The organism is Mesorhizobium sp. NZP2077, assembly GCF_013170805.1.
Classification (GTDB): domain Bacteria; phylum Pseudomonadota; class Alphaproteobacteria; order Rhizobiales; family Rhizobiaceae; genus Mesorhizobium.
Genome location: NZ_CP051293.1, coordinates 3704186 through 3724379 on the forward strand (window position 1 = coordinate 3704186; position 20194 = coordinate 3724379).

The following is a 20194-nucleotide window of genomic DNA, read 5'->3' on the forward strand; positions in this document are numbered from 1 at the left end:
CTCCCGCCCGATGTCTGGCTCACATCGTAACCTCAGCTCCGCATCTTCTCGCCGCTCGGGTCGAACGGTGCCTCGACATTGATGCGCGCAGGACGGCGATGTCCGAGGATCTCGATCTCGAAGAGGCCGGCGCTTTCATCCTCGGCCAGTGCCGCCGGCACATAGCCTTGCGCCATCGACTTCTGGACATAGTGGGCATAACCGCCCGACGTGACCCAGCCGACCACGCGCCAGTCGCCATCGACAATGCCGCGCACGGCGGACGCGCCTTCAGCGGCCCTGGAACCACGGATTTCCTTGCCTGATGTATCGAAGCGCGGCGCGCCGTAACCATGCGGCCTTTCCACGGAGCCAAAATCCTTGCTGACCTTGGCCCAGATCGGCTCGTCGCCCATGACGTCGGCATCGGCGGCGTCGACGATGAAGGAGACGCGGCGCAGTTTTGGTCCTTCCGCCTGTTCCTTGGCGGCAGCTTCGCGGCCGATGAAATCGTTCTTCTCGAGCTTGATGAAGCGGTCCATCGAGCCTTCGAACGGGCCGTAGATCGGGCGCAGCTCGCGGAACCAGGTCGGGAAGTTCTTTTCGAGGCGCATGGAGAGCAGGGCACGCATGCCGAAATCGACAAGGCCGAATTCCTCGCCGGCATCCTTGATCGCCTTGTACACCAGCCGCTCATAGGCCGGTGCCATCCAGATTTCGTAGCCGAGGTCGCCGGTGTAGGTGATGCGGTTGACCAGGCAGGGCGCGCCGCCGACCGCCATCTCGCGGAAGTCCATGAAGCGGAACGCCTTGGTCGAGATGTCGACGTCGACGAGCTTTTGAAGCAGGTCACGCGATTTCGGCCCGGCGATCGACAGGCCGACCAGCGTCTGGTCGAAGCGGTGGATGCGCACCGAACCGTCCTTCGGCAGATGCTTTTCGAACCAACGCATGTGGTATTTCTGCGCGGCCGACGAGCCCCAGATCATGAAGCGGTCTTCGCCGGCCTTGGCGATGGTGAAGTCGCCGATCAGCTTGCCGAATTCGTTGATCATCGGGGTGAGCACGATGCGGCCGGTTTTCGGCATGCGGTTGGTCATCAGCCGGTTGAGGAACTCTTCCGCGCCCGGTCCCGACACTTCGTATTTGGCGAAGTTGGCGATTTCGGTGACGCCGACGCGCTCGCGCGTGGCGCGCACTTCCTCGCCGATCGGGCCAAAATCGTTGGAGCGATGGAAGGAGATGATATCCCTGGGCTCCTTACCCTTTGGCGCGAACCACAGCGGGGTTTCCAGGCCCCAACTGTCGCCCATGACGGCATTGTTGGCGAGCATGGTGTCGTAGAGCGGCGTCGTCTGCGCCGGGCGTGCCGCCGGCAGCTCCTCATTGGGGAAGCGGATGGAGAAGCGCCGCGAATAGTTTTCGCGCACCTTGGCGTTGGTGTAGCGCAGGCCGGCCCATTCGCCGAAGCGGGCGACATCCATGCCCCAGACGTCGAAGCCGGGGTCACCATGGACCATCCAGTTCGACAGAGCGAGGCCGACGCCGCCGCCCTGGCTGAAGCCAGCCATGACGGCGCAGGCGCACCAGAAATTGGTCAGGCCCTGCACCGGACCGACCAGGGGGTTGCCGTCGAGCGCGAAGGTGAATGGGCCGTTGATGATCTGCTTGATGCCGGCCTTCTCGATGCCGGGGAAATGCTTGAAGCCGATTTCCAGCGATGGCGCGATACGGTCGAGATCGGGGGGGAGCAGTTCATGGCCGAAATCCCATGGCGTGTTGACCGGCGACCACGGCTTGCAGGCCTTTTCATAGGTGCCGAGCAGGATGCCGTTGCGCTCCTGGCGGGTGTAGATCTCGCCCTTGAAGTCGAGCACCCCAATCATTTCGCGGCCGGTCGACTTGTTGAATTCCTCGACCTCCGGCATCGGCTCGGTGAGCAGATACATGTGCTCCATGGCGAGCACCGGCAGTTCGACGCCGACCATGCGGCCGATTTCGCGCGCCCACAGGCCACCGCAATTGACGACATGCTCGGCGTGGACCGTGCCCTGTTCGGTGACGACGTTCCAGGTGCCGTCCGGCTGCTGCGTCAGGTCGACGACGCGGTTGCGCAGCACGATCTCGGCGCCGAGTTTCTTCGCCGCCTTGGAATAGGCGATGGTGGTGCCAGAGGGATCGAGATGGCCTTCGACCGGATCCCACATGGCGCCGACGAAATTGGTCTCGTCCATCAGCGGAAACATCGCCTTGGCTTCGGACGGCGTGATCAGCTCGGTGTCCATGCCGAGATAGCGGCCCTTGGCGTGGGCAAGACGCAGGAAATCCATGCGCTCGGGCGTATCGGCCAACATCACGCCGCCGGTCAGATGCAGCGAGCAGGACTGGCCGGAGATTTCCTCGATCTCCTTGTAGAGCTGCACGGTGTAGGCCTGAAGCTTGGCGACATTGGGATCGCCGTTCAGCGTATGGAAGCCGCCCGCCGCGTGCCAGGACGAGCCCGAGGTCAGTTCCGAGCGCTCGATCAGCATGATGTCGGTCCAGCCGGCCTTGGCCAGGTGATAGAGCACCGAGCAGCCAACGACACCGCCGCCGATGACAACCGCTTTTACGTGGGATTTCATGAAGATGGGTCCGTTTTTTCGTAAACTGAATCAGAGGTTTCGATCACTGGCGTCATCATGCACGCCAAGCACAATCAAAAATCGGTCGGCGCGCCGCCTTCGGACGTGCGCTTCTGGACGAAGGCGTTGAGCTCTTCGCGGATCGCCGGGTCCATGTACGGTTCTTCGTAGGATGCCAGCCGTTCTTTCCACACCTTGTTGGCTTTTTCCATCGCCGTCGGCGAGCCGGCTTCCGCCCAGGTCTCGAAATTGCGCCAATCGGACAGGATGGGCGAGTAGAAGGCGGTCTTGTAGCGGTCCTGCGTGTGCTGGGTGCCGAAGAAATGGCCGCCGGGGCCGACCGACTGGATGGCGTCGAAACCGAGCGCCTCGTCGGACAGGTCGAGCGGGGTCAGGAATTCGGCCACCATCTGCAACAGGTCGATGTCCAGAATGGTCTTCTCGTAGGAGCAGCGCAGGCCGCCCTCGAGCCAGCCGGCGGCATGCATCATCAGATTGCCGCCGCCCTGGACGGCGCCCCACAGCGAGAACACGCTCTCATAGGCAGCCTGTGCGTCGACCGTGTTGGCGGCGCAGGTGTTGGAGGTGCGGTAGGGAATCTTGTAGCGGCGGGCAAGCTGGCCGCCGACGAGCTGCGCCTTCATGTATTCGGGCGTGCCGAAGGCTGGCGAACCGGACTTCATGTCGACATTGGAGGTGAAGCCGCCATAGCCGACGGGCGCGCCCTTGCGCACCATCTGGGCAAAGGCGATGCCGGACAGCGCCTCGGCGTTCTGCTGCACCAGCGCGCCGGCGATGGTAACCGGCGCCATGGCGCCCGACAGGGTGAACGGGGTGACGATGACGACCTGGCCCTTGCTCGACATCTGGATGATGCCTTCCATCATCGGCACGTCGAGCTTGAGCGGCGAATTGGTGTTGATGATGGTGAAGACGGACGGCTCCTCGAGCAACTGCTCGTGGCTGATGCCGCGCGCGATGCGGGTGATCTCGATACCGTCGACATTGCGCTCCTTGCCGAGCGAATAGATGTGGAACACCTTGTCGGTCAGCGTGGCAAGGTCGCGGACGCATTCGAGGTGGCGGATGGAGGGGTGGATGTCGGTCGGCTCGACCGGATAGCCGCCGGTGCAGTTCAGGATGTTGTGCATCTGCGCCAGGCGCAGGAAATTGCGATAGTCCTGCTGGTTACCTGGGCGGCGGCCACGGTCGATATCGGAGCAATTGGGCGCCGAGGCCATCATCGAGATGATAAGATTGTCGCCGCCGAAGCGCACATTGTGCGCGGGATTGCGGGAATGGATAGTGAATTCGGACGGGCAGTTCGACACCAGATCGAGGATCATGTCGCTGTCGAAGCGCACACGCTCTGAGCCTTCACGCACATCGGCGCCGTGCGCCTTCATGATGCGGCGGGCCTCGTCGTGCAGGACGTCGACGCCGATTTCCCTGAGCACGCGCAGGGAGGCAAGGTGGATCGATTCCAGCTCGTCTTCGGAAACCAGTTTGGTCGGCGTCAGCGGGTTTCTCAACTGACGGAAAGCCGGCTGCTCAAAGGCGGCCGAGCCGCCGGCGCGCTTTCCGGCGCGGCCGCCACGGCGGGCACGGTCGGGCGCCTGTGCCGATTCCAAGGGTTGTAGGGCGGCGGTCATGATGGTCCTCGTAGGATGCGATAGCGGGCGGCATAATGGACCGGCGGCCCGCCGGCCATTGCGGAGGCGGCGACCACTAGGGCGAGGGAAGCGACATGCCGGAACGGCAGTTGCGCGGCGGCGACATTCGCCTGATCACCGTCGGGTTGGCGCAAGCGGATTTCCCTTGCCGGCCCTTTCCTTACCCGGATCGAACGGGTAGCTGGTGAGCCTTGCCGGCCGGGAGGCTGCCGGCACCTCATATGGAATGACGGAATGGTGGCAACCGGCTCGAGCGAAGGCGAAGCGGGGACGCAGTGGGCAGCGCTCGCGGGCGTCACCGCCGCGCTTGCCATGTTCGGCGCCGCGCAAGGCTTGAGTTCGCCGCTGTTTACGCTTCTGATGCAGAAGCAAGGCATGTCGCCCGGGTTGATCGGCCTGTCGGCGGCGATGATGCCGCTCGGGCTGATCCTGTCGGCGTCCTTCGTGCCGGCCGCGGTGCGGCTGGTCGGTGCGCGCAACCTGGCGGTCGGCTGCTCGCTGATCGGCGCGCTGTGCTTCCTGGCGATCGGCTATCTACAGAACTGGGTGGCCTGGTATGTCATCCGCCTCATCATCGGCGTCGTCATCAACCCGCTCTACATCCTTGGCGAGGTCTGGGCATTGTCGCTGGCGCCGCCTTCGCGGCGTGGCAGGGTGATGGGGGTGTTCAACACGCTGATGGGCGCCGGCTATGCGGCGGGACCTTTCACCTTGACCTTCATCGGCACGTCGGGCTGGGCGCCGTTCAGCGTCGGTGTCGGCGGCTTCTTGCTTTGCGCCGTCATTCTGCGCCTTGTCTCGTCAAAACTCACCGGCTTCGAGGATGACGGCCAGCCCGCCGGCAGCTTCATCGGTTTTGCCCGGCTGGCGCCGGCGCTGCTGCTGGCCGTGCTGGTTTCGGCCGCCGTCCAGCAAAGCACCTATGCGCTGGTCCCGGTCTTCGGTGCCGGCTATGGCCTGCCGGAGGCCGTGCTCGCCGCGCTGGTGATGGCGCTGTCCCTTGGCAACATCCTGCTGCAGATCCCGCTCGGCCTGCTGGCGGAGCGGTTTGGTGGTCGCCCGATGATCGTGGCCTGCGCGGTGGCGACAACGGTTTGCGCGGCGCTGCTGCCGCTGCTGATCATGACGCCGCTGATCTGGGGCGTGCTGCTGGTGATGGGGGCTGTCGGCTACGGTGTCTATACGATGGCGCTGGTCGAACTCGGCAGCCGGTTCAAGGGCACGCTGCTGGTCACCGGCAATGCGGCCTTCGCTTTGCTGTGGGGCGTTGGCGGCATTGTCGGACCGCCGGCCGCCGGCCTGCTCATGCAAGGCATTGGTCCGCTGGGGTTGCCGGTGGTGATCATCGGCCTCGACGCTTTGCTGGTGATCTTCGCGCTGTATCGTTCATCGGTCCGCCGGAGCGGCAAGGCATGACCGCGGCGGATTCGGAAACTGGCGAAGGAATGCAATGGGCGGCGATCACCGGCGTGATCGCGACCGTTTCGGTGTTCGCCATCGCGCAAGGGTTGTCCTATCCGCTGTTGAGCTTCATCCTGCAGAGGCAGGGCGTCTCGCCGGCAATGATCGGCCTGTCGGCGGCGATGACGCCAGTTGGCTTCATCGTCTCGTCGCCGCTTATCCCAGGGCTGGCGCGGCGGTTCGGGGCAGGGCGCACGGCGCTTACCTGTGCGGCCCTTTCGGCAATTGTACTGGCGCTGATCGGCTGGACGCAGAATGTCTATCTCTGGTTCCCGCTGCGCTTCCTGATCGGCGTGGTGACCAATCCGCTCTATGTCTTAAGCGAAATCTGGGTGATCGCATTGGCACCGCCGGCCCGGCGTGGCCGCATCATGGGCGTCTATTCGACGATCATCTCGGCCGGATTTGCAACCGGGCCGCTTTGCCTGCTTGCCGTCGGCACGCAGGGATGGCCGCCCTTCCTCGTCGGCATCTGCGCTTTCGTGCTGTGCGGCATCTGCCTGGCGTCGGTGCTGCCGCGCCTGCCGAAGGTCGACGAAGCCGGGCATCAGGTTTCCGTCCTGGGCTTCGTGCCGATGGCGTGGTTGCTCTTGTTCGCCGTTATCGTGGCCGCGGGTTTCGAGCAGGGCGCGCTGGCCTTGCTGCCGGTCTATGGCACCCACCACGGCATCGCGGAAATCCGCATGTCGGCGCTGCTGTCGATGATGATTGCCGGCAACATCGCCATGCAGGTGCCGCTCGGGCTGTTGGCGGAGAGGTTGACCGCACGCCTGGTGCGGCTTGCCTGTGTTTCCTTGACGGTGCTCGGATGCGTGCTGCTGCCGCTTCTCATCGAAACGCCGCTGATCTGGCCAATGATCTTTGTCTGGGGCGCGGTTTCCTATGGCATCTACACGATGTCGATCATCGAACTCGGCGAACGCTTCACCGGCTCGACACTGGTCGCCGGCAACGCCGCCTTCTCGCTGATGTGGGGCGTCGGCGGCATAGCCGTGCCGCCGCTGGCTGGTGGCGCCATGGACATATTGGGCGCAGGAGGCCTGCCGATCACGCTCGGCCTGATGTGCCTGGTGCTGGCGGTGGCGAGTGTTTTCGGCCGCAGATCAGCGTGAGCCTCTCATTCGCTTTGCCGTCTGAAAATTGCCCAGAGGTCACAATCGGCATGGTACTCTGGCGGGTAATATTTGCTGCGCAGCATCCTTTGAATTTCAACAGCGCGATCAAAGTCTGGGATCAGTCCGACATTGGACAGCTCCGAGTTCTCAAATGCTTCTGGAAAGCCGCCGCAGTTGGTCAGTGCGCTTGTTGAAACGTCCTGGTCCAGCAGGTCGTAGCCGAGGAACGCAAATCCATCCCAGTCAAGTTGGCGCACATCCGTCGAAGGTCTTCGAATCACGCCAAGGATGTTGACGCCGCTCTCATCGGCCAACTCTGAAAGAAGGAAGTTCAGGTCGACGAAGAAATCGAGCATATAATCTTCGTTCACAATGTGGGGCCAATAGCTGTCCTTTGTGTCTTCAAGAGCGGCGGGGCAAAGCATTGTGTCGAGCGTGACAACCTCGGTCAGTTGGGTGAGGCCCGACCACTCGACGTATTTGGTCCATCCGCTGCCGTCGGATGAACCAAATCTCTCTTTCGCAATGTACAGACGCTGCACGAGTTTTCTCCGATGGCGATCGTGGCTCTTTTCGCAGTTGACACGGTATCGCTGGGATCGCTTCTTTCGTGCGTTCCAATTGAATTTCGGTAGTGGCATGACGATGTTTGCGACACCGCGCCTTGATGAGTTTATCGGAGACCATATGACCAAGTCGACATCACAGAGCCTGCAAAACTCCACGGCTGACGATCCCTTCCTCTGGCTGGAGGACAGGACCAGCAAACAGTCGCTCGACTGGGTGCATGGCCAGAATGAGGTCTCGGTTGGCGAATTACAAGGCGATCCGTCCTATCAGGCGTCGTTCCAGACGGCGCTCGACCTGATGACGGCCGAGGACAACATCGCCGTCGGCGCGGCAATCGCCGGCCATGTCTATAATTTCTGGCAGGACAAGACCAATGCGCTCGGCCTGTGGCGCCGCACGACGGTCGCTTCCTACAAGACCGAGAAGCCGGTCTGGGAAACGATCATCGACTTCGACCAGCTTGCGGCGAAGGAGGGGATAAAATGGGTGTTCAGCGGCGCCAGCCGGCTCTATCCGGACTTCAGCCGCTGCCTGCTGTCGATGTCGCCGGATGGCGGCGACGCGAGCGAGATGCGCGAATTCGACATCGAAACCAAGTCATTTATAGAAGGCGGGTATCACGCGCGAGCCTCGAAGTCGGGTTTTGGTTGGCTGGACAAGGACACGGTCATCGTCTCGGCGGCCTTCGAGGACGCTGACAAGACCGAGTCCGGCTATCCACGCGTGATCAAGCTCTGGAAACGCGGTACCAAGCTGGAAGAGGCGACGCCGATCTTCGAGGCAAAGACCGAAGATCTCGCCGCCGGCGCCGGCGTCGAATTCGACGGCGAGAAGCGTCACGTGTTTCTGGCGCGGGCAATCAATTTCTTTGCATCGCACAGTTTCCTGCATCTCCCGTCTGGCGAAAACCGGCGCATTCCGCTGCCCGACGACGCCACCGACACATCGCTTTTCAAGGACCAGCTGGTGTTCGGGGTGCGTACGCCATGGACGGCCCCGGACGGCACGGTGTGCCAGCCGGACGGGCTTTACTCGCTCGATTTCGCGCACTGGATCGAAACCGGCAGTTTTGGCGCGGTCGAGACCCTGTTGGCACCGGCCTATCGCGTGTCGATCGCCGGCATTGCCCGCACGCAGGACCGGCTGTTCATCAGTCTGATGGACAATGTGCGCGGCAAGGTCGTCGTCTGCGAGCGCAGGGATGGCGCCTGGTCCATGAAGCCGGTCGCGCTGCCTGAAAACGGCACTGTCGGCATCAGTCATGCCGAGCATTTCGGTTCCAGCGTGTCGTTCTCCTTCACGGATTTCCTGACGCCGAGCTCGATCATCTGGTCTGACGACAATGGCGAGACGCTCGCCACCGTGAAGTCGCAGCCGGCGCGTTTCGATGCCGCGCCGCTGATCTCGGAACAGTTCGAGGCGCGCTCGAAGGACGGCACGATGATTCCATATTTCGTCGTCAGGCGGCGCGACCAGAATGGAGCGGTCCCAACGCTGCTCTACGGCTATGGCGGATTCGAAGTGCCGCTCTTGCCCGGCTATGCCGGCGTGCGCGGCAGGCTGTGGCTGGAGAAGGGCAATGCCTATGTCCAGGCCTGTATTCGCGGTGGCGGCGAGTTCGGCCCGGCCTGGCACCAGGCGGCGCTGAAGGGCAATCGCCAGAACGGTTATGACGATTTCGCTGCGGTGGCTGAGGACGTCGTCAGGCGCGGCATCGCGACGGCTCAATCCCTCGGTATCCAGGGTGGCTCGAATGGCGGCCTGCTGACCGGCGTTTCCCTGACGCAGCATCCGGAGCTTTTCGGCGCCGTCATCATCGAGGTGCCGCTGCTCGACATGCTGCGCTACACGCAATTGCCGCCCGGCGCCTCCTGGATGGCCGAATATGGCGATCCGTCACAGCCGGAAGACGCGAAATGGCTGTCCGCCTATTCGCCTTACCAGCATGTCGCCGCCGGGGCCGCCTATCCTCCGGTCCTTCTGACCACCTCGACCGCCGATGACCGGGTCCATCCCGGCCATGCGCGCAAGATGGCGGCCCGCCTGCAGGAGGCAGGCCATGCCAGGACGCTGTTCTTCGAGGAGACCGAGGGCGGACATGGCGGTCGCGGCGATCGCCGGCCGCAAGCGGCGCAGACGGCGATGAAATATGTGTTCCTGCAACGGGCACTGAGCGCCACGGCCTGACGTCTCTCTATGGAGCCACTGAAGCGAAGGGTGGTTCACCTTGACCGCCCTTTGCTCTATGGTGCCTGCCATGGCTCTCGCTAGACTATCAGCTCGCGCATTCCGGGTTGCGGTGACACCGTCATCGCGCACGCTGCGGGCGGAGCTTTTGCGGTTGTGCGCCCGCATCGGTTATTCGCCACCTGCCATCCTCTGACGAATTCGCCCCGGCACCGCCGGAATGATTTCAGAGGAAAGATCAGAGACATGACCTATCAGAATTATTCGCTGAAGCAGCTTCAGCAGATCGACGCCGCGCATCATCTGCATCCCTTCACCGACCACAAGGAATTGCGCGAAGCGGGTTCGCGCATCATCACCCACGCCAATGGCCCGTTCATCTACGATTCCGAAGGGACCGAGCTGCTCGACGGCATGGCCGGCCTGTGGTGCGTCAACATCGGCTATGGCCGCGACGAGCTGGCCGAGGCCGCCTATGCGCAGATGAAGGAACTGCCTTACTACAATTCCTTCTTCAAATGCTCGACGCCGACGCCGGTGCTGTTGTCCAAGAAGCTGGCGGAAATCGCGCCGAAGAACGTCAACCAGGTCTTCTACGGCTCCTCCGGTTCGGAAGCCAACGACACCGCATTGCGTCTTGTCCGCCACTACTGGGTGCTGGAAGGCAAGCCTGAGAAGAACCGCATTATCTCGCGCAAGATGGCCTATCACGGTTCGACCATCGCCGGCACTTCGCTCGGCGGCATGGATGCCATGCACAAGCAGCTCAACGGTGCGGTGCCCAACATCGTCCATGTGATGATGCCCTATGCCTACGAGCTGGCTCTGCCCGGCGAAAGCGATCATGATTTCGGCCTGCGCGCGGCCAAATCGGTTGAGGACGCCATCCTCGAGGCCGGCGCCGACAAGGTCGCGGCTTTCATCGGCGAACCGGTGATGGGCGCGGGCGGCGTCAAGATCCCGCCGGCCAGCTACTGGCCGGAAGTGCAGCGCATCTGCCGCAAATACGATGTGCTTTTGATGCTCGACGAGGTTATCACCGGCTACGGCCGGACCGGCGAGTGGTTCGCGGCACAGACCTTCGGCGTCGAGCCGGACACCATCACCACGGCAAAGGCGCTGACGTCAGGCTACCAGCCGCTGTCGGCACTGCTGGTCGGTGATCGCATCGCCTCGACGCTGGTCGAGAAGGGCGGCGAGTTCAACCACGGCTATACCTATTCCGGTCACCCGGTGGCCTGCGCCGTGGCCTTGAAGAACCTCGAGATCATCGAGCAGGAAGGCCTGGTCGACCGCGTCAGGGACGACACCGGGCCTTACTTCGCCAAGGCCCTCCAGGAGCGCATTGCCGGGCATGACCTGGTCGGTGAGGTGCGCTCGATCGGCCTGATGGGTGCGATCGAGATCGTCAAGGACAAGGCGACCAAGGAACGGTTCCTCCCGTCGGGAAGTGCGGCGGTGACGGTGCGCGACCATGCGATCGCCAACGGCATGATGCTGCGCGCCACCGGCGACACGATGATCCTGTCGCCGCCGCTGATCTGGACCCGCGACACGATCGACATGGCCTGCGAGCGCATCGGCAAAGCGCTGGATCTGGCACAGGCGGATCTGCGCAAGCGCTAAGAGCAATTCCAGGAAAAGTGTGACCGGTTTTCGGTCCGGAATTGCGTCAGAACAAAGAGTTAGAGTGGTTCGCCGTTTCGTGAAACGGTGAACTGCTCTAAGCGAACCACGACCGGGCGTTTCCTAGAGGGAACGCCCGGCCTCGAGAAACATGCTGCCGCAATGCGGAACTACTTCATCCTCCGCGCGTAGTGTGTGAGGCGGCGGCAGGCCTGGCTGCGACAAGGGGTTCATTTCCATGAGAAAAACCGGCAAGAGCCGACGCGCGCAAGAAGCAGCCAGCATTGGCGCGGACCTGATGCTGGCGCCGCTGGTGGCAATGATGCGCCTGCCGTTGATGGCAATGGACGCCGGCAGCAGCCAGCCCTGGGGCAGCGAAACCACGCGTGCGGTGAACGAGAAGACCGCGGCAATCGCCGAAGGCGCGTTCGCGGCGCAAATGTCTGTCCTGCAATCGGCATCGCGGTTCTGGCCGGAACTCCTTTCCGGCCGCACGCCGTCGCTGTTCAGCGGCGTCGCGGCGGAGCGTTCGATCAGTGCCGCACTGAAGCCGGCCAGCCGTGCGGTGAAGGCGAATTTTCGCCGGCTTTCGTCAAAGGCTTGAAATAGACCCTACGGAACTTTGATTTTGCGCATTGTCGGGATCATACGCTAGAACCGATCGGTATATGCACCGATGGGGGACTTCATGGTCGGACAACCGCTCAACCAGCCCGCTGAAATTCCGCCCGAACTCGACCGCTGGAACTGGGGCGCCTTCTTCCTCAACTGGATCTGGGGCATCGGCAACAGCACCTTCATTGCGTTGCTGGCACTGATCCCGGTCGTCAACCTCATCATGATCTTCGTGCTTGGCGCCCGTGGCAGCCGCTGGGCCTGGCAGAACCGGGCCTGGCGCGATGCCGAGCAGTTCCGCAAGACGCAGCGCAACTGGGCGATCGCTGGTCTTGCCGTCTGGGTGGTCAGTATCGGGGGCTGTGCGACGATCGTCGGCAGCATCCCCTTCATGTTCAAGGGCAGTGATGCCTACCACATGACAATGGACGCCGTGCGTGCCGATACCCGCGTGAAGGCTGCCATTGGCGACGATATGAGCGACAATTTCTGGGTCGGCGGCCATCTCAACGTCAATGCGAACGGGGCGGGCGACGCCCAGTTCAGCATCCCCGTTCACGGAGCCAAGGGAAAAGGCACCGTGTTTTCCCATCTGGTTCGCAATGCCGGCACTTGGAGCATGCGCCTGCTCGTGGTCAGGGTGGATGGAGTGGATGCGCCGATCGTGGTGACCAACGAAGATCATGTTCCGATCCCGAACGCGGCGATCGGAATATAGACATCAGCTTGGATAGAGCGCGGCAGAAACGCAAAAACCGCGCTCCATCGGGAACGCGGCTTTGCCAGATACGCAGGCGCTTCGCTACTCAAACACTTGGCGAAACTTACGGGCTCCGGTACGCGAGACCTGATCCGGAGCGCCGGGCGGATGCGATATGTCCGCCTCGCAATCCGTTTTATAGGGACATCGTTACCGCAGAGTTATCGAGAGCTTAAGCAAATGTAAATTTGCGGGTTTTCTGCCCCACGATCCCGGAAAAGCCCATCAAATCCGTTGGTTACGCAGGGTTACCCCTGAGAAAATTAATTATGCCGGAGAAATCGGCGCCGCCATGCCCCTGGGCGTTGAACAGGGCGTAGAGCTGTGCCGCCTCGGCGCCAAGCGGGGTCACCGCGCCTGCGCCAAGTGCTGCTTCCTGGGACAATTTCAGGTCTTTCAGCATAAGGGCCGCGGCAAAGCCCGGCTTGTAATCCCTATTGGCGGGCGAAGTGGGCACCGGGCCGGGCACCGGGCAATAGGTGGTCAAGGACCAGCACTGTCCCGAAGAGGTCGAGGCGACATCGAACAGCGCCTGGTGCGACAGGCCGAGTTTTTCCGCCAGCACGAAGGCCTCGGCGACGCCGATCATCGAAATGCCGAGGATCATGTTGTTGCAGATCTTTGCCGCCTGGCCGGCTCCATCGCTGCCGCAGTGGACGATGCGGCCCGCCATCGGTTTCAGGATCGGCTCGGCGGCGGCGAAGGCATCGTCGGAGCCGCCGGCCATGAAGGTCAGCGTTCCGGCCGTCGCTCCGCCGGTGCCGCCGGAGACGGGCGCATCGATCGACAGCAAGCCGTGCTTTGCGGCAATCGCATGCGCCTCGCGCGCCGAATCGACGTCGATGGTCGAGGAATCGATGAACAGCGCGCCGTTCTTCGCCATGGGCGCGATGTCCTCATAGACCGACAGCACGTGCTTGCCGGCGGGCAGCATAGTGATCACGACATCGGCGTCCTTCACCGCCGCCGGCGCATTGGCCATGACCACGACACCGTGTTCTCGCGCGACAGTGAGGTTTTCCGGTATGAGGTCGAAACCGTTCACGGCATGCCCCGCCTTGACCAGATTGGCGGCCATCGGATTGCCCATATTGCCGAGGCCGATGAAGGCGATCGTCGTCATTGTCTCTCACTCCCGGAGTTGGCTTCAGCGCCCGATCAAGGCGCGGGCAATAATGACCCGCATGATCTCGTTGGTGCCCTCCAGAATCTGGTGCACCCTGAGGTCGCGTACCAGTTTCTCGATGCCGTAGTCGTGCAGATAGCCGTAGCCGCCAAGCAATTGCAGCGCATCGTTGGCGACGTTGAAGCCGGTGTCGGTGACAAAGCGTTTGGCCATGGCAGACCATTTGCCGGCATCCGGCGCCTTGCGGTCGAGTTTGGAGGCTGCCGCATAGAGGAAGATGCGCGCCGCCTGCAGCTCTGTCTCCATGTCGGCCAGCCTGAACTGCAGCGCCTGGAACTGGTTGATCTTGGACCCGAACGCCTTGCGTTCGGCGGTGTAGGACAGCGCCTTGTCGAGCGCCGACTGCGCGCCGCCCAGCGAACAGGCGGCGATGTTCAGCCGGCCGCCATCGAGCCCGGCCATGGCGATGCCGAAGCCGGCGCCTTCGCCCGACAAGAGGTTTTCCGCCGGCACCTTGCAGTCCTCGAAAATGACCTGGCGCGTCGACTGCATGTGCCAACCCATCTTGTGCTCGTTGGCGCCGAAGGAAAGGCCGGGAGCGTCCTTCGGCACGACGATGGTGGAAATGCCCTTTGGCCCGTCGGCGCCGGTGCGCACCATGACGGCATAGACATCGCTGTCGCCGGCGCCCGAGATGAACTGCTTGGCGCCGTTAAGGATATAGTCGGCGCCGCTCTTCACCGCGCGTGTCTTCAGCGCCGCGGCATCGGAGCCGGAGCCCGGTTCGGTCAGGCAGTAGCTTGCCAGCCATTCCATCGAAGTCAGCTTCGGCAGGAAGCGCTGGCGCTGCTCGTCATTGCCGAAACGGTCGATCATCGAGGCCGCCATGTTGTGGATCGAGATGAAGGACGAAAAGGCCGGATCGGCATGCGACAGTGCCTCGAAGATCAGTACGGCGTCGAGCCTGCCCAGCGCCGAACCGCCGACATCGTCCCTGACATAGATGCCGCCGAGGCCGAGTGGCCCGGTCTCGCGGATCACATCGGCGGGAAAGTGCTTCCTGCGGTCCCAGTCGAGCGCGTTCGGCGCGACGCGGTCGGCGGCGAAGGCCTGCGCCATCTCCTGGATGGCGCGTTGCTCCTCGTTGAGTTCGAACTGGCTGGTGCTCGCATCGACCGCGGCGTCCATGGCGTGCTCCCTATGTGCTGGCCAGCTAGCCCGCTGGCCTGTCGTTTTTGGCTTTGCGCGCGCACCAATCTAGACCAATGATGCCGCCGCGCAACCCGATCCCCTGCGGAGCGGCTGTGCATCAATGCATGTCCGGAGCGAGATGTGACGACAATATTCGATGAACTGCTGCGACGCTTCCACGCCTGTCTCGCTTGCGTGGATGACGCATTGGTTCGTGACGCCGTGGCGCGGATCGGTTGGGACATGCCGGCCCGCGCACTGGAGCCGCATCCGCTCGGCTGCCTGCGCCATCTCGACCGCGCTGCCGAACTGGCACCATCCGAGGCGAAGCCGCTGGTTCAAGTGCTGGCCGAGCAGCGCAACGATTTGCGCTGGGGGCAGACCTACACCGAGGCTGATTTCGGCAAGGCCTTCATCGACAATTATGGCTGGCTGGAAGTGTTCGGCACGCGTGGCCATTTCACCAATGACGAGGTTGCCGCCGGGCTGCTGATCCTTGGACCCGAGATCATCTATCCCGACCACCATCACGTCGCCGAAGAGATCTACATCCCTTTGACCGGCGGTACGGAATGGCGGATGGGCGAGGGCGGCTTTCGTGAGCGGGAGGCTGGCGAGGTCGTGCACCACGCCTCGAATGTCAACCACGCCATGCGAACCGGCAGCGAGCCGCTCTTGGCGATCTACATCTGGCGCGGTGGGCCGCTGGCGCAGAAATCCACAATCACCGGTAGTGCTGTTCAGGGTGGGAACTGATCGTGGCCAAAGCGATCATGCTGCAAGGCACGGGTTCGGATGTCGGCAAGACGGTGCTGGTCGCTGGGCTCTGCCGCGTCGCGAAAAAGCGTGGGCTGAGGGTGCGGCCGTTCAAGCCGCAGAACATGTCGAACAATGCCGCCGTCGCCGACATTCCCGGCGACAACAGCCATGGCGGCGGTGAGATCGGCCGCGCGCAATGGCTGCAGGCGATCGCTTGCGGTGTGGCGCCGTCGGTCCATATGAACCCGGTGCTGCTCAAGCCGCAGACCGATGTCGGCGCGCAGGTCATCGTCCAGGGCAAGGTGTTCGGCGAGGCGCGGGCGCGCGACTATCAGGCGCTGAAGGGCCGGCTGATGGACGCCGTGCTCGACTCCTGGGCTAAGGTGGGCGAGGGCGCCGATCTGGTTATCGTCGAGGGCGCCGGCTCGCCGGCCGAAATCAACCTGCGCAGCCGCGATATCGCCAATATGGGCTTTGCCAGGCGCGCCGATGTGCCGGTGATGCTGGTCGGCGACATCGATCGCGGCGGCGTCATCGCCTCGGTCGCCGGAACCCACCTGATCCTGCCGGAAGAAGACCGGCGCATGATTGTCGGCTATCTCATCAACAAGTTCCGCGGCGATGTCTCGCTGTTCGATGATGGTCTGAAGGCGATCGAAAAGTTCACGGGATGGCGCTGTTTTGGTGTCGTGCCGTGGCTTAAGGCGGCGGCGCGGCTGCCCTCGGAAGATTCGGTGGTGCTGGAACGGCTGGCGTCCGGCGAGGCGCGGGCGCTGAAGGTGGCGGTGCCGGTGCTTGGCCGTATCGCCAATTTCGACGACCTCGATCCGCTCAAAGCCGAGCCTCAGGTGGAAGTGATGTTCGTGCCGCCCGGCAAGCCGCTGCCGGCCGATGCCGGGCTGGTCGTTATCCCCGGTTCCAAGTCGACGATCGGCGATCTGCTGAAATTCCGCGAGAATGGATGGGACCGGGACTTGGCGGCGCACCGCAAGCGCGGCGGCCATGTGGTCGGCATTTGTGGTGGTTTCCAGATGCTTGGCCGTAGGGTGCGCGATCCCGACGGCATCGAGGGCAACGTCACCGAGGCCGAAGGGCTCGGCCTGCTCGATATTGAAACGGTGATGGAGCCGGAGAAGACGGTGCGCAATGTCAGTGCGCACTCGGTCCAATTCGATCTGCCGCTCGAAGGCTACGAAATCCATCTCGGCCGCACCACCGGCCCGGACACAATGCGGCCGTCGGCGATCATTAACGGCATTGAGGACGGTGCGATCTCGGCCGATGGCAAAGTGATCGGCACCTATATGCATGGCCTCTTCGGCGCCGACGGCTTTCGCGGGAAATTCTTGGAAAGCCTTGGCATCAAGGGCGGCGGCATCGACTATCGCGCCGAGGTCGAACGGGCGCTCGACGACGTCGCCGCCGAGCTGGAAACCCACCTCGACTGCGACGCGATTTTCGCGTTGGCGCGTTGAAGGCTCGGCTCAGCCCTTTTCGCCCACCTTCGGCCAGTAGGTCCCGAACGACCACACGCCGCCTTCCGGATCGCGGCAGATGAATTCGCGGCTGCCATAGTCGCGGTTCGTCAGTTCCTCGATGATCGTGGCGCCGGCTTTCCTGGCCTTGGTGTAGGCGGCATCGGCATCGTCGACGGCGATATAGATCGACTTGCCGCCGCCTGAGCCGGGTTCGCCAACCATCTTGCCGTAGTCGTCGTCGCGCACCGTGCCCAGCATGATCATCGAGGAGCCGAAAACCAGTTCGGCATGGTGCACGATATCGCCTTCGCCATAGCGGGCGCGCAGGCTGAAGCCGAAGGCTTCGCAGAGCCAGTCGATCATTTTCGCCGCGTTTTTGTAGCGCAAAGCGGGGTAGAGGCGGGGGGGGCTTCGGTTGTGGTGGGCATGGGAACCTCCTTCATCTGGGTTGGTCGATAACCCACTCTGTTCGAAGGCCGCTCCAGCGTCTTGAAGAAATGTTACCTGCCGAGAAGCGCCGTCGGCGTCTCGCCGGCGAGGTCGCGGAACTCGCGTACCAGATGCGCCTGGTCGGCATAGCCGCAATCGGCCGCGATATCGGCCCAGTCCACGGTCTGCTGCCGTGACAGCCCAAGCGCCCGGTTGAAGCGAACGATGCGCGACAGCGTCTTGGGGCCGATGCCGGTCGCGTCGGCGAATTTTTCGGCGAGGTGTTTGCGGCTCCAGCCCAGTCGTTCGGCGAGCGATGCAATGCGGGTGCGGCCACCCGATGTGATGATGCGGTCATAGGCCCAGGCGATTTCCGGCGGCGTTTCGGCAGCGCTCGCAAGACGGACGGTGACGAAGGCTTCGGCAAGGTCGAAGCGCGACGCCCAGTCCGGCGCATTGCCGAGCTGTTCGCGCAGCATCATGCCCTCGGCGCCCAGCACGTCGTCGAGGACCACCATGCTGTCGGTCAGCTCGCTCATCGGCAGGCGGAAGAAACGGCGCGCGCCAAGCGGGGTGAAGTTGATCTGCACACAGCAAGCGGCGCCGAAGGATTCGATCATCACCGGCCCGGCAAAGAGGCCGGCGGCGAAACTGGCGAAGCGGTCATTGTCGCCCGGCGCCTTGCCGAGGCCGATGGCGAAGGGCTCGGCGAAACTGATCACCAGCGGTACGGTCAGCGAGGCGTATTCGACATTGCGGAAGTGGCCTGGTGCCGTTTCGCGATAGCCGCAAAAGTCGGTGATGATGCCATCAAGTGCAGGATCGGCAAGGCGCCGGCGCATCTCGAAACGCCCTGATATGGAGCGGTCCTGTTCCTTGCGACGCTGCATCTCGATTGGCATCGGCCACCTTCTCCCCGGTAGAATCTAGCAGAGCTTGGATCAGAATCAAAAGCGCCCCGCGTTTGGCCGGGCGCTCTCCGTCCCCACATCAAGGGAAACTTGTCAGGCGCCGCGCATCAGGCAGCCAGCGGCCAGCACGACGAAAGCGATGGTAACGATCCAGACCGAAGCCAATGGAATGAACGCCAAGATGCCGAGGGCTGCGAGAACGCCGATGATGGCGATAACAACTGCAATGATGAAAACGATCTGTGTGGGTGCGCTGAGATTCATGTTTGGCTCCTCCTCAACATGATTCGAACAGTGGCAGTCTATCACACACCAATCATCACACGCAGCGGATTGGCCGGATCCGCCAGCAGCTTCACCGCCAGCGCCACGCAGACGATCACCAGCAGCGGCTTGATCAATTTGGCGCCGATGCGCATGGCGAGGCTGGCGCCGACACGGGCGCCGAGGAACTGGGCAACGCCCATCATCAGCCCGATCTTCCAGGAGATGACGCCGACTACTGCAAAGACGATGAAGCCGCCGATGTTGGAGGCGAAATTGAGCAATTTGGTATGCGCCGTCGCCTTGAGCACGCCGTAGCCGGCAAGGGCGACGAAGGCCAGCATGTAGAAGGAGCCGGCGCCGGGGCCGAACAGGCCATCATAGAAGCCGATAGCCGGCACCAGGGTCAGTCCGAACAGGAATGGCGACAGGCGCTCGGCCCGGTCGACATCGTTCATGTTGGGCTTGAGCGCGAAATAGAGCGCGATGGCGATCAGCACCAGGGGCAGCAGGGCGCGCAGGAGATCGCCGGGAACGATCGTGGCCAGCAGCGCGCCGATGGCACTTCCGACAAGTGCGAGCAATGCAGACGGCAACTGCCGGCGCAAATCGACGTGGCCCTTGGAGGCATAGTGGATGGTCGCCGACCCGGAGCCGAACATGCCTTGCAGCTTGTTGGTTCCAAGCGCCTCGACCGGTGAGAAGCCGGCCAACAGCAGTGCTGGAATGGTGATCAGCCCGCCGCCGCCGGCAATCGAATCGACAAAGCCCGCGGCAAAGGCGGCGAAGGCGAGCATGGCGATTGTGTGGGTGGTGAGGTCGATCATCTGATGTGCGGAGACGTCCGGGCGGCGGGATAACGGCGTTCGACCACGACCGCCCTGTTTGCGCAAGACCGATTCCGCGCTACCTCTATCCAAGCGCATCGCGCTTGGATTTGTATTCGTGTGCAGTTAACCCGGAAAGAGGCCCTGATGGCATTCGCATTGCTGGACCAGATACGCTCGATCTTCGACGGCGACCCGGGCGTACGCAAGGTCGCGGACGACCCGGTGCTGTCGGCTGAACTTCTGATGCTGTTTCGCATGATCCTGGCCGACGGGACGGTCAGCGAGAGCGAGATGGTTGCCTTCCGGCGCATCTGCAAGGATGCCTTCGGCATTCCGGAAACCAGCATCGACGCCGTCATCGAATATCTCAACGAGTTCGGCTACGAGACCAACGGCTCGCAAGCAATCGCGCTGTTTCGCGATCTCGACGTCGAACGGCGCAAGCAATTGGCCCAGCACATGGCGGAGATCGCCAAGGCGGATTCGCAACTGGCCGAGAGCGAGGTGCGCCTGCTGCGCCGCACGCTCGACCTGCTCGATATCAGCCCGGTCGATGTGGTGAAGCCGGAAGAATAAGTTTCGGATCGGCCAACAGT

18 protein-coding genes and 1 pseudogene are annotated in these 20194 nt (G+C 63.0%); 9 read left to right on the plus strand and 10 right to left on the minus strand.

All coding sequences use genetic code 11. From position 1 onward, the window contains the following. Window positions 1–32: 32 nt before the first annotated feature. The 3 genes from HGP13_RS18390 to HGP13_RS18400 all read right to left on the minus strand — a co-directional run bounded on the left by HGP13_RS18390 (window position 33) and on the right by HGP13_RS18400 (window position 4410). Window positions 33–2603 carry an FAD-dependent oxidoreductase gene (locus HGP13_RS18390; RefSeq protein WP_172227943.1) on the minus strand — a complete coding sequence of 857 codons (2571 nt, stop codon included), beginning with the start codon at window positions 2601–2603 and terminating at the stop codon, window positions 33–35. A 74-nt stretch (window positions 2604–2677) separates the two neighbouring features. After that, window positions 2678–4255, minus strand: coding sequence for a trimethylamine methyltransferase family protein (locus tag HGP13_RS18395; RefSeq protein ID WP_172227945.1), 1578 nt, complete (start codon window positions 4253–4255; stop codon window positions 2678–2680). Beyond that, window positions 4252–4410, minus strand: a complete 159-nt coding sequence (locus tag HGP13_RS18400) for a hypothetical protein (RefSeq protein WP_172227947.1) — start codon at window positions 4408–4410, stop codon at window positions 4252–4254. Before HGP13_RS18400 ends, HGP13_RS18395 begins: the two co-directional genes overlap by 4 nt. 100 nt (window positions 4411–4510) lie before the next feature. Here HGP13_RS18400 and HGP13_RS18405 point away from each other — a divergent pair, with 100 nt between their 5' ends. After that, a complete protein-coding gene (locus tag HGP13_RS18405; protein ID WP_172227949.1) occupies window positions 4511–5692 on the plus strand; it encodes an MFS transporter in 1182 nt (393 codons plus the stop codon). Then, complete coding sequence (locus HGP13_RS18410; protein ID WP_172227951.1) at window positions 5689–6849, plus strand: MFS transporter; 1161 nt, start codon at window positions 5689–5691, stop codon at window positions 6847–6849. The genes HGP13_RS18405 and HGP13_RS18410 overlap by 4 nt, the downstream gene beginning before the upstream one ends. Window positions 6850–6854: 5 nt before the next feature. On the opposite strand, the gene HGP13_RS18415 is transcribed toward HGP13_RS18410, so the two are convergent. Then, window positions 6855–7394 carry a hypothetical protein gene (locus HGP13_RS18415; RefSeq protein WP_172227953.1) on the minus strand — a complete coding sequence of 180 codons (540 nt, stop codon included), beginning with the start codon at window positions 7392–7394 and terminating at the stop codon, window positions 6855–6857. A gap of 145 nt (window positions 7395–7539) precedes the next feature. Here HGP13_RS18415 and HGP13_RS18420 point away from each other — a divergent pair, with 145 nt between their 5' ends. The 4 genes from HGP13_RS18420 to HGP13_RS18435 all read left to right on the plus strand — a co-directional run bounded on the left by HGP13_RS18420 (window position 7540) and on the right by HGP13_RS18435 (window position 12568). Further along, complete coding sequence (locus HGP13_RS18420; RefSeq protein ID WP_172227955.1) at window positions 7540–9609, plus strand: prolyl oligopeptidase family protein; 2070 nt, start codon at window positions 7540–7542, stop codon at window positions 9607–9609. A gap of 246 nt (window positions 9610–9855) precedes the next feature. Then, on the plus strand, window positions 9856–11235 hold the full coding sequence (locus HGP13_RS18425) for an aspartate aminotransferase family protein (RefSeq protein ID WP_172227957.1): 1380 nt from the start codon (window positions 9856–9858) through the stop codon (window positions 11233–11235). Window positions 11236–11473: 238 nt separating this feature from the next. After that, a complete protein-coding gene (locus HGP13_RS18430) occupies window positions 11474–11839 on the plus strand; it encodes a hypothetical protein (RefSeq protein WP_172227959.1) in 366 nt (121 codons plus the stop codon). An 84-nt stretch (window positions 11840–11923) separates the two neighbouring features. Further along, complete coding sequence (locus tag HGP13_RS18435; RefSeq protein WP_172227961.1) at window positions 11924–12568, plus strand: cytochrome c oxidase assembly factor Coa1 family protein; 645 nt, start codon at window positions 11924–11926, stop codon at window positions 12566–12568. A gap of 280 nt (window positions 12569–12848) precedes the next feature. Here the strand turns inward: HGP13_RS18435 and mmsB are convergent, their stop codons facing one another. Both mmsB and HGP13_RS18445 read right to left on the minus strand, forming a co-directional pair. Next, a complete protein-coding gene (mmsB, locus tag HGP13_RS18440; protein WP_172227963.1) occupies window positions 12849–13733 on the minus strand; it encodes a 3-hydroxyisobutyrate dehydrogenase in 885 nt (294 codons plus the stop codon). 24 nt (window positions 13734–13757) lie between these two features. After that, window positions 13758–14924 carry an isobutyryl-CoA dehydrogenase gene (locus tag HGP13_RS18445; RefSeq protein ID WP_172227965.1) on the minus strand — a complete coding sequence of 389 codons (1167 nt, stop codon included), beginning with the start codon at window positions 14922–14924 and terminating at the stop codon, window positions 13758–13760. 144 nt (window positions 14925–15068) lie between these two features. On the opposite strand from HGP13_RS18445, the gene HGP13_RS18450 reads away from it, so the two are divergent. Together HGP13_RS18450 and HGP13_RS18455 are read left to right on the plus strand one after the other, a co-directional pair. Continuing rightward, entirely contained in the window at window positions 15069–15683 is a 615-nt protein-coding gene (locus tag HGP13_RS18450; protein WP_172227966.1) for a dimethylsulfonioproprionate lyase family protein, read from the plus strand. 2 nt (window positions 15684–15685) lie between these two features. Beyond that, window positions 15686–17161 (plus strand): cobyric acid synthase, encoded by a 1476-nt coding sequence (locus HGP13_RS18455; protein WP_172227968.1) that lies wholly within the window; start codon window positions 15686–15688, stop codon window positions 17159–17161. Window positions 17162–17170: 9 nt separating this feature from the next. On the opposite strand, the pseudogene HGP13_RS18460 reads toward HGP13_RS18455, so the two are convergent. The 4 genes and pseudogenes from HGP13_RS18460 to HGP13_RS18475 form a co-directional block, all read right to left on the minus strand. Further along, window positions 17171–17592: pseudogene (locus HGP13_RS18460) on the minus strand (VOC family protein). Window positions 17593–17664: 72 nt separating this feature from the next. Continuing rightward, complete coding sequence (locus HGP13_RS18465; protein WP_172227969.1) at window positions 17665–18495, minus strand: AraC family transcriptional regulator; 831 nt, start codon at window positions 18493–18495, stop codon at window positions 17665–17667. A 102-nt stretch (window positions 18496–18597) separates the two neighbouring features. Continuing rightward, window positions 18598–18768: a hypothetical protein gene (locus tag HGP13_RS18470; RefSeq protein WP_172227971.1), complete on the minus strand. Its 171-nt coding sequence runs from the start codon at window positions 18766–18768 to the stop codon at window positions 18598–18600. Window positions 18769–18809: 41 nt separating this feature from the next. Beyond that, entirely contained in the window at window positions 18810–19595 is a 786-nt protein-coding gene (locus HGP13_RS18475; protein ID WP_172227973.1) for a TSUP family transporter, read from the minus strand. A gap of 147 nt (window positions 19596–19742) precedes the next feature. On the opposite strand from HGP13_RS18475, the gene HGP13_RS18480 reads away from it, so the two are divergent. Continuing rightward, a complete protein-coding gene (locus HGP13_RS18480; protein WP_172227975.1) occupies window positions 19743–20174 on the plus strand; it encodes a TerB family tellurite resistance protein in 432 nt (143 codons plus the stop codon). Window positions 20175–20194 lie beyond the last annotated feature (20 nt).